Raw genomic sequence first — 14,662 nt, 5'->3', positions numbered from 1 at the left:
GTCAAGCCGCAATCGACACCTTGAGCTTGTTCATCGCGCTCTTCTCAAGCTGACGAATCCGCTCGGCCGACACGTTGTACTTCTGCGCCAGGTCGTGCAGCGTGGCTTTTTCCTCGGCCAGCCAGCGCTGGTAGAGGATGTCGCGGCTGCGCTCGTCCAGCACTTCCAGGGCTTCGTGCAGGTTGGTGTTGGAGTTGTCGCTCCAGTCGGCATCTTCCAGTTGACGTGCCGGGTCGTACCGGTGGTCTTCCAGGTAGTTGGCCGGCGATTGGAAAGCGCTGTCGTCGTCCGCTTCGGCGGCCGGGTCGAAAGCCATGTCATGGCCGGTCAGGCGGCTTTCCATCTCGCGCACTTCCCGCGGCTCTACGCCCAGGCTTTCAGCCACGCGGTGGACTTCTTCGTTGTTCAGCCAGGCCAGGCGCTTCTTCTGGCTGCGCAGGTTGAAGAACAGCTTGCGCTGGGCCTTGGTGGTCGCGACTTTCACGATGCGCCAGTTGCGCAGGATGAACTCGTGGATTTCCGCCTTGATCCAGTGCACGGCAAACGACACCAGGCGCACGCCCATTTCCGGGTTGAAGCGCTTGACCGCCTTCATCAGGCCGACGTTGCCTTCCTGGATCAGGTCGGCCTGGGCCAGCCCGTAGCCGGAATAGCTGCGGGCGATATGTACGACAAAACGCAGGTGGGCGAGCACCATCTGCCGAGCCGCCTCAAGATCCTGCTCATAATAGAGACTCTCGGCCAGTTCACGCTCCTGCTCGGGGGTCAGCAAGGGGATGCTGTTCACCGTGTGCACATAGGCCTCCAGGTTCGCACCCGGGACCAGAGCATAAGCAGGTTGCAAAGAAGTGGTCATACGAAAAAACCTCCGACTCACATAACTCGTGCAGTTCAGCACTGCGAAAATTGACCGGGAACCGTAGGACAAGTTCCCACAAAAACCGAAAGGTCAATACGCGCAAAAAAACTCTATTTTGGCGCAAGCTCACGCAAGTGGCGTGCGACCGCAATCCATGCACCGATATAACCCAACAGCACCGCGCCAAGCAAGAGCGATAGACCGTCGGCGACTGGCACTCCGGCCAGCGCAAAATCACTGCCGTACAAACCGGCCAGCCCCACAACCGCATCGTTCAGCCAGTCCAGGCCAAACGCCAATACGCCCCAGGATAGAATCCCGGCACCGAAGCCATACAGCGCCCCCATATAAAGGAAGGGCCTGCGTACATAACTGTCCGTACCGCCGACGAGTTTAATCACTTCTATCTCGGTGCGGCGGTTTTCAATATGAAGACGAATGGTATTGCCTATCACCAAAAGTAATGCAGAAACCAGCAGCACCGTCAGACCGAAGACAAACCGGTCGCCGAGCTTGAGGATCGCCGCAAGACGCTCGACCCAGACTAGATCAAGTTGCGCCTGTTGTACCTTCGGCAACTCGGAAAGTCTTTGTCTTAATGCTTCAAGGGTCGGCTTGTCGACCTCATTCGGCGTCACCAGCACCACGCCCGGTAGCGGATTCTCCGGCAGCTCCTTGAGGGCTTCGCCCAGGCCGGACTGCTGCTGGAACTCCTCAAGCGCCTCTTCGCGCCCGATGTATTCGGCATCGGCTACGCCCGGCATGGCCTTGATCTGCTCGCGCAGCGCCTGGCCTTCACCGGGGCTCGCGTCCATCTGCAGGTACAGGGAAATCTGCGCCGCGCGCTGCCAGGAACCGCCCAGGCGCTCGACATTGTTTAGCAATAATGACAGCCCCATGGGCAGACTCAGGGCAACCGCCATCACCATGCAGGTAAAGAAGCTGCCTATGGGTTGCTTGCCCAGGCGCCGCAGGCTGTCCAGCAGGCTGGCGCGATGGCTTTCGATCCAGGCACGCAGCAGCGTGGCGAAGTCCGGCCCGTCATCATCGTCGCGTTTTTTCTTTTGCGGCTGCGGATCGGAGGCCTTCGGGGCCACGCGTTCGGCCACTTTCGGGCTGCGAGTCGCACTCATACGCCAGCCTCCCCGTCACCGATCAATCGACCGCGTTGCAACGTGAGCATGCGGTGACGCATGCGCGCGATCAGCGCCAGGTCGTGACTGGCAATCAGCACGCTGGTGCCCAGGCGGTTGATGTCTTCGAACACGCCCATGATCTCCGCCGCCAGGCGCGGGTCGAGGTTACCGGTGGGTTCGTCCGCCAGCAGCAAGGCCGGGCGATGGACGATGGCACGGGCGATGCCGACGCGCTGTTGCTGACCCGTGGACAAGTCGCCCGGGTACAAGTCGGTCTTGTCCGACAGGGCCACACGCTCCAGGGCCGAGTCCACGCGCTTGATGATCTCGGCCTTGGACAGGCCCAGGATCTGCAACGGCAACGCGACGTTGTTGAACACCGTGCGATCGAACAGCAACTGGTGATTCTGGAACACCACGCCGATCTGTCGTCGCAGGTAGGGGATCTGGGCATTGCTGATGGTGCTCAGGTCCTGGCCGGCCAGCAGCAGTTTGCCGGTGGAGGGCCGCTCCATCGCCAGCAGCAGGCGTAGCAGGGTGCTTTTACCGGCACCAGAATGGCCGGTGACAAACAGAAACTCGCCCCGACGGACCCGAAAGCTCAGCTCATGCAAGCCGACGTGACCGTTCGGATAGCGTTTACCGACCTGTTCGAAACGAATCATGAGTGCTCCCGCTCGGCAAACAGTGCCTGGACAAAGGGCTCGGCTTCAAAGGTGCGCAAATCGTCAATGCCTTCACCCACGCCGATGTAGCGAAAGGGCAGGCCGAATTGCTTGGCCAGGGCGAAAATCACCCCGCCCTTGGCGGTGCCGTCGAGTTTGGTCAGGGCCAGCCCGGTCAGTTCGACGGTCTGGTTGAATTGCTTGGCCTGGTTGATGGCGTTCTGGCCGGTACCGGCGTCCAGCACCAGCAGCACTTCGTGGGGTGCGTCGGCGTCGAGCTTGCCGATCACCCGGCGCACCTTCTTCAATTCTTCCATCAGGTTGTCTTTGGTGTGCAGGCGACCGGCCGTGTCAGCAATCAACACATCGATGCCACGGGCCTTGGCGGCCTGCACGGCGTCGAAGATCACCGAAGCGGAGTCCGCGCCGGTGTGCTGGGCGATGACCGGGATCTTGTTACGTTCGCCCCACACTTGCAGCTGTTCGACGGCGGCGGCGCGGAAGGTGTCGCCGGCGGCCAGCATGACTTTCTTGCCTTCGAGCTGCAGCTTCTTCGCCAGCTTGCCGATGGTAGTGGTCTTGCCAGCACCGTTGACACCGACGACCAGGATCACGAACGGCTTGTTCTGCGAGGCGATCACCAGCGGTTTTTCCACCGGCTTGAGCAGGCTGGTCAGCTCGCCCTGCAGGGATTTGTACAGTGCATCGGCGTCGGTCAGCTGCTTGCGCGCGACCTTCTGGGTCAGGCTCTGGATAATCACCGAGGTGGCCTCGACACCGACGTCGGCGGTCAGCAGGCGGGTCTCGATGTCTTCCAGTAATTCGTCATCAATGACTTTCTTGCCCAGGAACAGGCTGGCCATGCCTTCGCCGATGCTGGCGCTGGTCTTGGACAAGCCCTGCTTGAGGCGGGCGAAGAAACCGACCTTGTTTTCCTCGGTGCTACGGACGGGCTCGACGGGGGCGATGGTTTCCAACAGCGCAGGTGCCGACTCAGGTGCGGCTTGCGCAACCACGGGCGCAACGACGGCGACCGGCGGCTCAACGACAGCGTCGATGACTGGCGCCTCGACAACCTGCGTCGGCGCTGGAATCGGCGGGGTGACATGCGGCGCCGTTTCCTCGACCAGCGCGACCGGTTCTTCCGCCACCGGCAAGGTCAGCCAGGGGGTTTGCTCGGCGGGCGGGGTCAGCGGCTGCTCGGCCACCGGCTCGACAACGGGCTCAGGCTCGATCGGCTGCAGCACCGGCTCGGCAATCGGCAGGACGATGGGCGCGGTTTCTTCGGCCACTGCCTCGGCGGCGGATTCAGGCAGCGGTTGTGGCTGTTCGACGACGGTTTCCTGCGGCTTCTTGCGCAGCCATCCGAACAGGCCTTTTTTCTCGCCAGCCGCAGCTGGGGTCTTCTTGTCGTCGTTGGAACCAAACATGGAGGACGGCTATCTCACGGTAGCGACGCGCCACAAGGGCGCCTCGGTGATAAATATTCAATGCTGAACAGACTGCGTTTGATCCAGCTTGTTCACGCGCAACATTTTGTCGAAGCGTCCCCAGGACGCCCCAAAGTCGATTTTTTCGAAGGACTGGTACGGCATCATCGGCGAAAACGCCGGGATCAACGAGTAAACCCGACATTTCTCCGGGGAACCCAGACAACCCCGGGCCGATAAAAGGCCCGATAGGCGTGGCCGCCAGTAAAACGGATCAGTATCCTAGCACCTCCTCGCCTGCTGAGGCTAAGGCGAAGCAGGCAACCCAACAGGTTTAAACACGAATGAATGCTCTTGCCCGCCGCGCCGCAGGCCTGCTGCTCAGCACAGTTTGTCTGCCCTTTTCAGCCTTGGCTGCCGATCCACAACCCACCCACGAATTTACCCTCGACAACGGCCTGAAAGTCGTCGTGCGCGAAGACCATCGTGCGCCGGTGGTGGTCTCCCAGGTCTGGTACAAGGTTGGCTCCAGCTACGAAACGCCAGGCCAGACCGGTTTGTCCCACGCCCTTGAGCACATGATGTTCAAGGGCAGCGAAAAAGTCGGGCCCGGCGAAGCGTCACTGATCCTGCGCGACCTCGGTGCCGAAGAGAACGCCTTCACCAGCGATGACTTCACCGCCTATTACCAGGTGCTGGCCCGCGACCGCCTGGGCGTGGCCTTCGAACTGGAAGCAGACCGCATGGCCAGCCTGCGCCTGCCGCCGGAGGAGTTCAGCCGCGAGATCGAAGTGATCAAGGAAGAACGCCGCATGCGCACCGACGACAAGCCCATGTCCAAGGCCTACGAGCGCTTCAAGGCCATGGCTTACCCGGCCAGCGGTTATCACACGCCGACCATCGGCTGGATGGCCGACCTGGACCGGATGACCGTCGGCGAGCTGCGCCACTGGTACGAATCCTGGTACGCCCCGAACAATGCGACCCTGGTGGTGGTCGGCGATGTGACGCCGGATGAGGTCAAGGCCCTGGCCCAGCGCTATTTCGGCCCGATTGCACGGCGCGCGGTGCCCGTCGCGAAAATCCCCCTGGAGCTGGCCGAACCCGGCGAGCGCCAGATCACCCTGCATGTGCAGACCCAACTGCCCAGCGTGATGCTGGCCTTCAATGTCCCGAGCATCGCCACGGCGACCGACAAGCGTTCGGTCAATGCCCTGCGACTGATCTCCGCCTTGCTGGACGGCGGTTACAGCGGTCGGATCCCGACCCAGTTGGAGCGCGGCGAAGAACTGGTGTCCGGCGGCTCGTCGAACTACGACGCCTACACCCGTGGGGATTCGCTGTTCACCTTGTCGGCGGCGCCCAATACCCAGAAAAACAAAACCATGGCCCAGGCCGAGGCAGGGCTTTGGCGCTTGCTCGATCAACTGAAGACCACCGCCCCGACTGCCGAAGAGCTGGAACGCGTGCGCGCCCAGGTCATCGCTGGCCTGGTGTATGAGCGCGACTCGATCACCAGCCAGGCCACCGCCATCGGCCAGCTGGAGACCGTCGGTTTGTCCTGGAAGCTGATGGACACCGAACTCGCTGAACTACAAAGCGTGACTCCGCAAGATATCCAGAAGGCAGCCCAGCTGTATTTCACCCGCTCGCGCCTGAGCGTTGCGCATGTCCTGCCCGAGGAGAAAGCTCATGAGTGAGCGCAAATCACGGCGCCCGGTATTGATCGGCCTGGCGCTCATCGTCCTGGCCGGCTCCCTGGCGTTCTATCTGTCGCCGACCACCGACGTCACCGCCAGCCAGGCATTGGATAACGCCAAGTCCGGCAACAAGCTGCAATCGTTGGCGGAACTGGACGGTAAAGCCCCCAGCCACCGCCAGCTCGACGTGCAAACCTGGAAAACCGCCGACGGCGCCAAGGTGCTGTTCGTCGAAGCCCGCGAATTGCCAATGTTCGACCTGCGCCTGACCTTCGCCGCCGGCAGTAGCCAGGACGGAGACGCCCCTGGCCTCGCGCTGCTGACCAACGCCATGCTCAACGAAGGCGTGGCCGGCAAGGACGTCAGCGCCATTGCCCAAGGTTTCGAAAGCCTCGGTGCAGACTTCGGCAACGGCGCCTACCGCGACATGGCCGTGGCGTCCCTGCGCAGCCTCAGCGCAGCCGACAAGCGTGAGCCGGCGTTGAAGCTGTTCGCCGAAGTCGTCGGCAAACCGACCTTTCCTGCCGACTCCTTCGCCCGCATCAAGAACCAGATGCTCGCCGGTTTCGAGTACCAGAAACAGAACCCCGGCAAACTGGCGGGCCTGGAGCTGATGAAGCGCCTATATGGCGATCACCCCTACGCCCATTCCAGCGACGGCACCGCGCAAAGCATCCCAGCGATCACCCTGGCCCAGGCCCGGGCATTCCACGCCAAGGCCTACACCGCCGGCAACGCGGTGATCGCACTGGTGGGGGATTTGTCCCGCGCCGAGGCCGAAGCGGTCGCCAGCCAGGTGTCCGCTGCGTTGCCCAAGGGCCCGGCCCTGGCGAAAACCCCGGCGCCGGTGGAGCCGAAAGCAAGCGTCCAGCACATCGAGTTCCCATCCAAGCAGACCAACCTGATGCTCGCGCAACTGGGCATCGACCGGGACGACCCGGACTTTGCCGCCGTCTCCCTGGGTAACCAGATTCTTGGCGGCGGTGGTTTCGGTACCCGACTGATGACCGAGGTGCGGGAAAAACGTGGCCTGACCTACGGCGTGTATTCCGGCTTTACGCCGATGCAGGCCCGGGGCCCGTTCATGATCAACCTGCAGACCCGCGCCGAGATGAGTGAAGGCACGCTGAAGCTGGTGCAAGAGGTTTTCGCCGATTACCTCGCCAATGGCCCGACCCAGAAGGAGCTGGATGACGCCAAGCGCGAGCTGGCCGGCAGTTTCCCGCTGTCCACTGCCAGCAACTCCGATATCGTCGGCCAGCTTGGCGCCATGGGCTTCTATGACTTGCCGCTGAGCTACCTGGAGGACTTCATGCGTCAGTCCCAGGAACTGACGGTCGATCAGGTCAAGGCCGCGCTGAACAAGCACCTGAGCACCGACAAAATGGTCATCGTCACCGCCGGCCCGAGCGTGCCGCAAAAGCCGCTGCCGCCCCCCACTGACAAACCTGCCGAGCAGCCGCTCGGAGTTCCGGAGCACTAATGGCCCGCCCATCGAATTCCAGCAAGAAACCCGTGCATAACGGTGTGAACCAGTTGCGTATCATCGGCGGCGAATGGCGCAGCCGGCGCTTGAGCTTCCCGGACGCCCCGGGCCTGCGCCCCACGCCGGACCGCGTGCGCGAAACCCTGTTCAACTGGCTCGCACCCTACGTGGCGGGTGCCCGGGTGCTCGACCCGTTCGCCGGCAGCGGCGCGCTGTTTCTCGAGGCCCTGTCCCGTGGCGCCGCCATGGGCCAGGCGCTGGACGCCAGCAACCTGGCTGTCTCCAGCCTGAAAGAACATTTGGGCACCCTGCGCTGCACCGTCGGCCAGGTGCAGACCGCCGACGCCCTGCGCTACCTGGACAGCCAACCGGCAACGCCTTTCGACCTGGTGTTCCTCGACCCACCTTTCAACCAAAACCTGTTGCCGACGGTCTGCACCTTGCTCGAGGAACGTCAGTGGTTGGCCGAGGATGCCTGGGTCTACACTGAAAGCGAGACCGCCCCGTCCACCTTGGGCTTGCCGGGCAATTGGCGCTTGCATCGCGAGCAGAAATCCGGACGGGTGTATTACGCGTTGTGGCAGCGTTTGGCAAAGGACATTGACTGAACGGCTGACCAGTGCATCGAGAACAATAATGATGTCCGCCGCATCTGAGCGTTTCGTCCCCGCCCCGGGCCTTGGCAACCCACACCTGCAGACTTTGTGGGGTCCGCTATGGCGCAAGACCACACACATCGAGCGCCAACGCGAGCGCCTGTGGCTGGAAGACGGTGATTTCCTCGACCTTGACTGGCACGGCCCCCACAGCGCCGAGGCACCACTGGTGCTGGTGCTTCACGGGCTGACCGGCTCTTCCAACTCACCTTACGTGGCCGGACTGCAACAGGCTCTCGGTCGCCAGGGTTGGGCCAGTGCGGCCTTGAACTGGCGTGGCTGCTCGGGTGAGCCGAACCTGCTGCCCCGCAGCTATCACTCGGGCGTCAGCGAAGACCTCGCCGCCGCCATCACCCATTTGCGCGCCCGCCGCCCCCTGGCACCGCTGTTTGCGGTGGGTTATTCACTGGGCGGCAATGTGCTGCTCAAGCATCTGGGGGAAACCGGCCGCGACAGCCAGTTGCAAGGGGCGGTGGCGGTCTCGGTGCCGTTTCGCCTCGACCAGTGTGCCGATCGCATCGGCCAAGGATTCTCCAGGTTCTACCAGGCGCATTTCATGCGCCAGCTCGTGGCCTATGTACGCAACAAGCAACGTCAGTTCCAGCACGACGGACGCCACGAAGGCTTGGCGACCCTGGCAGCGCTTGGCCCGTTGGAAAACATGCGCACCTTCTGGGACTTTGACGGCCGGGTGACGGCGCCACTGCACGGGTTCTCCGATGCCGCGGATTACTACCGCCGTGCCTCCAGCCGTTATTTCATGGCGGGCATCTGCACGCCGACCCTGGTCATCCAGGCCGCCGACGATCCTTTTGTGTTCCCTCACAGCCTGCCAGAACCGGACGAATTATCCGCCTCGACCCGGATTGAACTGCACGCCCGGGGCGGGCATGTGGGGTTTGTCGACGGAACCCTGCGGCGCCCGGGGTATTACCTGGAGCGGCGGATTCCGACATGGCTGGCCCATCTGGGTCGGGGCTGAACCGTGGCTTGGTTTTCTGTGGCGAGGGAGCTTGCTCCCGCTTGAGTGCGCAGCACTCACCTGAGGGGGGCCGCTTCGCAGCCCAGCGGGAGCAAGCTCCCTCGCCACACAAAAGCGCCCTGGCCAATCACATCACTCGCCCTTCGCCACGCCCCGCTGGGGATCATTGATCCACTCGCTCCACGAGCCCGCGTACAACCGCCCCAAGGGATACCCGGCCAGGCACAAGGCAAACAGGTTATGACACGCCGTCACGCCGGAGCCGCAATAGGCCACCAGGTCGGTGGGCGAGCGCTCGCCCAGTTTTTCGGCGAAGCGCTGCTTGAGCTGGTCGGCCGGCAGGAAGCGCCCATCGGCGCCCAGGTTATCGGTAAACGCCGCGCACTGGGCGCCCGGGATATGCCCGGCTATCGGGTCGATGGGCTCGACTTCACCTTTGAAACGCGGCAACGCCCGGGCATCCAGCAGGGTCATGTCCGGTTGGCCGAGGCGTTGTTGCAGCGCTTGGGCGCTGAGCACCAAGCTCTCATCCGGTGCCCCGCTGAAGTTCCCGCGACTGTTCTGCGGCGGATCCAGGCTCAAGGGCAAGCCGGCGGCATGCCAGGCTTTGAGCCCACCGTCGAGGATGTGCACGCCATCGCGCTTGCCCAGCCAGGCCAGCAACCACCAGGCCCGCGCGGCATAGGCGCCGGGACCGTCGTCGTACAGCACGACATCACTGTCGTTATCGATTCCCCAGGCCTTGAGGCGCTCGATCAAGGCCCCCGGCTCCGGCAGCGGATGACGCCCGGTCACGCCTTTGGTCACCGCCCCGCTCAGGTCGCGTTCAAGGTCTGCGAACGACGCACCGGCGATGTGGCCTTCGGCATAACTGCGCTGGCCATAATCCGGGTCTTCCAGGGCAAAACGGCAATCGAGGATGACCAGCCCCGGCTGTGATCGCCGCTCTTCGAGGGCTTGAGGGCTGATGAGTTGCGCAATGGGCATGGTGAACTCCTGTGGCTAAGTCGGGGGTCGGTCCTACTGCCCTTCCTCCAGGGTCTGGGCCAGGGGGACGTAATACTCTTTGAACAGCGCATCCACCTCTTCGCGGGCCTGATCGGTCACGAAACCGGCCTCCAACACCAGTACCTGGTACACGCCACGCTTGATGGCCTGCTCGCTCAGGTGGCTGAAGTTTTCCCGCGTGGTGCACAGGAACCGCACCCAGGACGTGAGGATGATCCAGGCATTGAGGGTCAGGGACTCGATCTGCACCCGGTCCATCTTCAGGATGCCGGCGGCAACGAAACCTTCATAAATAGCGGTGCCGTGGATCAGGCTGCGCTGGGAAAACCGTCGATAGCGCGCCGCCAGGTCCGGATCGCTGTCAAGCAGATGTTCCAGGTCCCGGTGCAGAAAACGGTAGCGCCACATGGCCGCCAGCAGCTCCTGCAAATAGAAGCGCTTGTCCTCCACCGTGGCCGCACGGCCCTGGGGCGGGCGCAGGAAGCTGTCCACCAGGTTCTCGTATTCACTGAACAGCACGGCGATGATCGCCTGCTTGTTGGGGAAGTGGTAATAGAGGTTGCCTGGGGACATGTCCATGTGGGCGGCAATGTGGTTGGTGCTGACGCTGCGCTCGCCTTGCTGGTTGAACAGCTCGAGGCTGTTTTGCACGATGCGCTCGCTGGTTTTCATTCGTGGGGCCATGGTTTGGGCTTTAATTCGACGAAGGCATTGATCGGCATCTTACGACCTATCGGTCACAGGAAAAACCCATCGCCGTTACGGATGCCATTGACTTTCTAGAGTATAAGCTCTAGAAAACACCCACTCTAATAATATCCGGTGCCCGACGATGCCTGCCGACGTTGCCTACCTGCACGAGTCTCAACAACAACTGGACGAGCTGCGGTCGCTCTTCGATGCCCAGCGCCAGGCCTACGCCGCCCATCCAATGCCACCGGCCGAACAGCGCCGACAATGGCTCAAGGCACTGCGCGAGGTATTGAGCAACGAACGACAAGCCGTGATCGACGCCATCAGCCAGGATTTCAGCCACCGCAGCGCCGACGAAACACTGCTGGCCGAGCTGATGCCGAGCCTGCACGGTATCCATTACGCCAGCCGACATCTCCAGGGTTGGATGAAACCCTCCCGGCGCAAGGTGGGCATGGCCTTTCAACCGGCATCGGCCAAAGTGATCTATCAGCCGTTGGGCGTGGTCGGCATCATCGTGCCATGGAACTACCCACTGTTCCTGGCCATCGGGCCGCTGGTAGGGGCATTGGCTGCGGGCAACCGGGTGATGCTCAAGCTCAGCGAATCGACACCGGCGACCGGCTTGCTGCTCAAGCAATTGCTGGCCCGGGTCTTCCCCCAGGACCTGGTCTGCGTGGTGCTTGGCGAGGCGGAAATCGGCATGGCGTTTTCCAAGCTGCCCTTCGATCACCTGTTGTTCACCGGCGCCACCAGCATCGGCAAGCATGTCATGCGGGCCGCTGCCGAAAACCTGACCCCGGTCACTCTGGAGCTGGGTGGGAAATCGCCAGCCATCGTGTCGGTCGATATCCCCATCAAGGATGCCGCCGAACGCATTGCCTTCGGCAAAACCCTGAATGCCGGGCAAACCTGTGTCGCCCCGGACTACGTGTTGGTACCGCAGAATCGCGTCGGCGAGTTCGTTGAGGCCTATCGCGAGGCGGTACGCGGGTTTTATCCGACCCTGGCGAACAACCCGGACTACACAGCAATCATCAACGAACGACAGCTGGCGCGACTCAACGGCTACATCAGCGACGCCACCAGCAAGGGCGCGCTGCTGATCGAACTGTTCGACCAGGGCCAGGACCGCCGCATGGCCCACAGCCTGCTGCTCAACGTCAGCGACGAGATGACCGTCATGCAGGACGAGATCTTCGGCCCGCTGCTGCCCATCGTGCCCTATGACAATCTGGATCAGGCGTTCGCCTACATCAATCAGCGCCCCCGCCCGCTGGCGCTCTACTACTTTGGCTACAACAAGGCCGAACAGAACCGTGTACTCCATGAAACCCATTCCGGCGGTGTCTGCCTGAACGACACGCTGCTGCACGTCGCCCAGGACGACTTGCCGTTCGGCGGCATCGGGCCCTCGGGAATGGGGCATTACCACGGACATGAGGGTTTCCTGACCTTCAGCAAGGCCAAGGGCGTGCTGACCAAACAGCGATTCAACGCCGCGAAGCTGATTTATCCGCCCTACGGCAAGCCTTTGCAGAAACTGATCCAGAAGCTGTTTGTCCGCTGACGCGCCTCTTCCCGGGTAATAACAATAATGAACCCAAGCCTCACCGATACACCCGCGCTGTCACGGCGCGGCCTGCTGAAGTTCAGCCTCGGCGCCAGCGCCTTCCTGGCCACCGTCGGCCTGGGCGCCAACTTGAGCGGTTGTTCGCCCAGCCAACCGAGCAACGGCCTGGCGGCCCTGCGCGACAGCGACCTGCCATTTTTACGCAGCGTCATCCCCGTGATGCTGGACGGCGCAGTGGCCGCCGGACAGATTAGCACCGCCACGGACGCGACCCTGCGAAGCCTGGACAGCAGCCTGGCCCACCTGTCCCCCACCATGCTCAAACTCACGCGCCAACTGTTCGACGTGCTCACGCTGGGGATTACCCGCGGGCCGCTGACCGGGGTCTGGGGCTCGTGGGAAAACGCCAGTGCCGATGACATCCACCAGTTCCTCGGGCGGTGGGAAAACAGTTCGCTGGATCTGCTGCGTCAAGGCCATAGCTCGTTGCTGCAACTGGTGATGATGGCCTGGTACACCCAATCCGAAGCCTGGGCGCACTGCGGGTATCCAGGACCGCCCAAGATTTGAAAGCCAGGCCCAACTCCTGTGGGAGCAAGCCCACTCCCACAGGGTTCTTCATCGTCCATCCATAATAATAAGAGAACCCTGCACATGCCCGTACCCGATCCCTTCCGCGAAGGCCTGGCCCGTGGCTGGACCACCTACAACGGTGCGCAACTGACCCAGGACCTGACCCTGGAAGCGGACGTGGCCATCGTCGGCAGCGGTGCTGGCGGCGGCACCACGGCCGAAATCCTCAGCGCCGCCGGCTACCGCGTGTTGCTGATCGAGGAAGGTCCGCTCAAGACCAGTCATGACTTCACGCTGCTCGAAGACCAGGCCTACAGCAGCCTGTATCAGGAAGGCCTCGGGCGCATGAGCAAGGACGGCGCCATCACCATTCTCCAGGGCCGGGCCGTCGGTGGCACGACGCTGATCAATTGGACCTCCAGCTTCCGCACGCCCGACCAGACCCTCGACCACTGGGCTGCCGAGCACAACGTAAAAGGCCACGGCCGCGCTGAAATGGCGCCCTGGTTTACGCAGATGGAACAACGCCTGGGCGTGGCGCCGTGGCTGATTCCGCCCAATGCCAACAACGACGTGATCCGCAAAGGTTGTGAACAATTGGGCTACGCCTGGCACGTCATCCCGCGCAACGTACGCGGCTGCTGGAACCTGGGCTATTGCGGCATGGGCTGCCCGACCAACGCCAAGCAGTCGATGCTGGTCACCACCATCCCGGCCACGCTGGACAAGGGCGGCGCGCTGCTTTACCTGGCGCGGGCCGAGCGTCTGACGATCAAAAACGATGCCGTCATCGGCCTCGAGTGCCAAGCCATGGACGAGCGTTGCGTGGCGCCGACAGGGCGGCGCATCACCGTCAAGGCGCGGCATTATGTGTTGGCGGGCGGCGGCATCAACAGCCCAGGCCTGCTGCTGCGCTCCGATGCGCCGGATCCACATCGACGCCTGGGCAAACGCACCTTCCTGCATCTGGTGAACATGTCCGCCGGGCAATTCGACGAGGTCATCAACCCGTTCTACGGCGCGCCGCAATCGATTTATTCGGATCATTTCCAATGGCAGGACGGCACCACCGGCAAAATGTCCTACAAGCTTGAAGTCCCGCCCTTGCACCCGGCCCTGGCCGCGACGCTATTGGGCGGGTTCGGTCCCGAGAACGCGTTGCATATGTCCCGACTGCCCCATACCCACGCCATGTTGGCACTGTTGCGCGACGGCTTTCATCCGGACAGCCCCGGCGGCAGCGTCGAATTGCGCAGCGACGGCACCCCCGTGCTCGATTATCCCGTTACACCGTATGCCTGGGATGGCTTGCGCCGGGCCTTCCACAGCATGGCCGAAATCCAGTTTGCCGGCGGCGCCAAGGCGGTCATGCCCTTGCACAGCGATGCCCGCTACGTTAAGACCCTGGCCGAAGCCCGCACACTGATCGACGGACTCGACCTGGCGTTGTACCGCACACGCCTGGGCAGCGCCCACGTGATGGGCGGTTGCGCCATGGGGGAAGACCCGAAAACCGCTGTCACCGACAGCCTTGGCCGCCATCACCAACTGGGCAACCTGTCGATCCATGACGGCTCGCTGTTCCCCACCAGCATCGGCGCCAACCCGCAATTATCGGTGTACGGGCTGACCGCGCAATTAGCGACGGCCCTGGCCGAACGCCTGAAAAACCCATGAACCATTTATTGAAAAAAACAACGAACCCGTGGCGAGGGAGCTTGCTCCCGCTGGGCTGCGCAGCAGACCCATTTTGTGAGCGCTTCGCGCTCAAACGGGAGCAAGCTCCCTCGCCACGGGCTTACCGAACATCTGAATATCCGGATTATTCGCACCGTCTATAGTGCTTTCTTACGCAACAGCCGACTTGGCCGACCGAGAAGGCTGCGATACCATCCGACTCC

Annotated in this window: 13 protein-coding genes; 7 read left to right on the top strand and 6 right to left on the bottom strand. The window is 62.7% G+C overall.

Features of this window, described 5'->3' with window-relative positions:
• Position 1: 1 nt before the first annotated feature.
• The 4 genes from rpoH to ftsY form a co-directional block, all read right to left on the bottom strand.
• Positions 2-856 (bottom strand): RNA polymerase sigma factor RpoH, encoded by an 855-nt coding sequence (gene rpoH, locus BLO97_RS05440; protein WP_003177476.1) that lies wholly within the window; start codon positions 854-856, stop codon positions 2-4.
• A gap of 113 nt (positions 857-969) precedes the next feature.
• Entirely contained in the window at positions 970-1,992 is a 1,023-nt protein-coding gene (gene ftsX, locus BLO97_RS05435) for a permease-like cell division protein FtsX (protein ID WP_092345230.1), read from the bottom strand.
• Positions 1,989-2,660 carry a cell division ATP-binding protein FtsE gene (gene ftsE / locus BLO97_RS05430; RefSeq protein ID WP_003177474.1) on the bottom strand — a complete coding sequence of 224 codons (672 nt, stop codon included), beginning with the start codon at positions 2,658-2,660 and terminating at the stop codon, positions 1,989-1,991. Before ftsE ends, ftsX begins: the two co-directional genes overlap by 4 nt.
• Positions 2,657-4,090 (bottom strand): signal recognition particle-docking protein FtsY, encoded by a 1,434-nt coding sequence (gene ftsY, locus BLO97_RS05425; protein ID WP_092345228.1) that lies wholly within the window; start codon positions 4,088-4,090, stop codon positions 2,657-2,659. The genes ftsE and ftsY overlap by 4 nt, the downstream gene beginning before the upstream one ends.
• A gap of 344 nt (positions 4,091-4,434) precedes the next feature.
• Between ftsY and BLO97_RS05420 the strand changes: the two genes are divergently transcribed.
• From BLO97_RS05420 to BLO97_RS05405, 4 genes are read left to right on the top strand one after another with little or no spacing between them, the layout of a single operon-like run.
• Positions 4,435-5,790 (top strand): M16 family metallopeptidase, encoded by a 1,356-nt coding sequence (locus tag BLO97_RS05420; protein ID WP_092345226.1) that lies wholly within the window; start codon positions 4,435-4,437, stop codon positions 5,788-5,790.
• A complete protein-coding gene (locus tag BLO97_RS05415; protein ID WP_092345224.1) occupies positions 5,783-7,273 on the top strand; it encodes a M16 family metallopeptidase in 1,491 nt (496 codons plus the stop codon). The genes BLO97_RS05420 and BLO97_RS05415 overlap by 8 nt, the downstream gene beginning before the upstream one ends.
• Positions 7,273-7,884 carry a 16S rRNA (guanine(966)-N(2))-methyltransferase RsmD gene (rsmD, locus tag BLO97_RS05410; RefSeq protein ID WP_092150048.1) on the top strand — a complete coding sequence of 204 codons (612 nt, stop codon included), beginning with the start codon at positions 7,273-7,275 and terminating at the stop codon, positions 7,882-7,884. Before BLO97_RS05415 ends, rsmD begins: the two co-directional genes overlap by 1 nt.
• Before the next feature lie 31 nt (positions 7,885-7,915).
• Positions 7,916-8,914: a hydrolase gene (locus tag BLO97_RS05405; protein WP_092150090.1), complete on the top strand. Its 999-nt coding sequence runs from the start codon at positions 7,916-7,918 to the stop codon at positions 8,912-8,914.
• Positions 8,915-9,046: 132 nt separating this feature from the next.
• Here BLO97_RS05405 and BLO97_RS05400 read toward each other — a convergent pair whose 3' ends face one another.
• Together BLO97_RS05400 and BLO97_RS05395 are read right to left on the bottom strand one after the other, a co-directional pair.
• Positions 9,047-9,901, bottom strand: coding sequence for a sulfurtransferase (locus tag BLO97_RS05400; RefSeq protein ID WP_092221393.1), 855 nt, complete (start codon positions 9,899-9,901; stop codon positions 9,047-9,049).
• Between the two features lie 33 nt (positions 9,902-9,934).
• On the bottom strand, positions 9,935-10,606 hold the full coding sequence (locus BLO97_RS05395) for a TetR/AcrR family transcriptional regulator (protein ID WP_003206524.1): 672 nt from the start codon (positions 10,604-10,606) through the stop codon (positions 9,935-9,937).
• Positions 10,607-10,754: 148 nt separating this feature from the next.
• On the opposite strand from BLO97_RS05395, the gene BLO97_RS05390 reads away from it, so the two are divergent.
• From BLO97_RS05390 to BLO97_RS05380, 3 genes are all read left to right on the top strand, one after another.
• A complete protein-coding gene (locus tag BLO97_RS05390) occupies positions 10,755-12,185 on the top strand; it encodes a coniferyl aldehyde dehydrogenase (RefSeq protein WP_092150042.1) in 1,431 nt (476 codons plus the stop codon).
• 27 nt (positions 12,186-12,212) lie between these two features.
• Positions 12,213-12,758 carry a twin-arginine translocation pathway signal protein gene (locus BLO97_RS05385; protein WP_092345222.1) on the top strand — a complete coding sequence of 182 codons (546 nt, stop codon included), beginning with the start codon at positions 12,213-12,215 and terminating at the stop codon, positions 12,756-12,758.
• An 84-nt stretch (positions 12,759-12,842) separates the two neighbouring features.
• The gene (locus BLO97_RS05380; RefSeq protein ID WP_063323947.1) at positions 12,843-14,438 is read left to right on the top strand and encodes a GMC family oxidoreductase; all 1,596 of its coding nucleotides are present in this window, start codon (positions 12,843-12,845) and stop codon (positions 14,436-14,438) included.
• Positions 14,439-14,662 lie beyond the last annotated feature (224 nt).

Origin of the sequence: Pseudomonas sp. NFACC05-1 (assembly GCF_900100135.1) — a bacterium.
Taxonomy (GTDB): domain Bacteria; phylum Pseudomonadota; class Gammaproteobacteria; order Pseudomonadales; family Pseudomonadaceae; genus Aquipseudomonas; species Aquipseudomonas fluorescens_Q.
The sequence above is the reverse complement of the archived record's forward strand: the minus strand, read 5'-3'. Positions and strand labels throughout refer to the sequence as shown.

Excerpts from the sequence above, each read along its gene's own strand:
- BLO97_RS05420 (WP_092345226.1), top strand. The coding sequence starts at position 4,435 with ATGAATGCTCTTGCCCGCCGCGCCGCAGGCCTGCTGCTCAGCACAGTT.
- ftsX (WP_092345230.1), bottom strand. The coding sequence starts at position 1,992 with ATGAGTGCGACTCGCAGCCCGAAAGTGGCCGAACGCGTGGCCCCGAAG.
- BLO97_RS05405 (WP_092150090.1), top strand. The coding sequence starts at position 7,916 with ATGTCCGCCGCATCTGAGCGTTTCGTCCCCGCCCCGGGCCTTGGCAAC.
- rsmD (WP_092150048.1), top strand. The coding sequence starts at position 7,273 with ATGGCCCGCCCATCGAATTCCAGCAAGAAACCCGTGCATAACGGTGTG.
- ftsY (WP_092345228.1), bottom strand. The coding sequence starts at position 4,090 with ATGTTTGGTTCCAACGACGACAAGAAGACCCCAGCTGCGGCTGGCGAG.
- rpoH (WP_003177476.1), bottom strand. The coding sequence starts at position 856 with ATGACCACTTCTTTGCAACCTGCTTATGCTCTGGTCCCGGGTGCGAAC.
- BLO97_RS05380 (WP_063323947.1), top strand. The coding sequence starts at position 12,843 with ATGCCCGTACCCGATCCCTTCCGCGAAGGCCTGGCCCGTGGCTGGACC.
- BLO97_RS05385 (WP_092345222.1), top strand. The coding sequence starts at position 12,213 with ATGAACCCAAGCCTCACCGATACACCCGCGCTGTCACGGCGCGGCCTG.
- BLO97_RS05390 (WP_092150042.1), top strand. The coding sequence starts at position 10,755 with ATGCCTGCCGACGTTGCCTACCTGCACGAGTCTCAACAACAACTGGAC.
- BLO97_RS05395 (WP_003206524.1), bottom strand. The coding sequence starts at position 10,606 with ATGGCCCCACGAATGAAAACCAGCGAGCGCATCGTGCAAAACAGCCTC.
- BLO97_RS05415 (WP_092345224.1), top strand. The coding sequence starts at position 5,783 with ATGAGTGAGCGCAAATCACGGCGCCCGGTATTGATCGGCCTGGCGCTC.
- ftsE (WP_003177474.1), bottom strand. The coding sequence starts at position 2,660 with ATGATTCGTTTCGAACAGGTCGGTAAACGCTATCCGAACGGTCACGTC.
- BLO97_RS05400 (WP_092221393.1), bottom strand. The coding sequence starts at position 9,901 with ATGCCCATTGCGCAACTCATCAGCCCTCAAGCCCTCGAAGAGCGGCGA.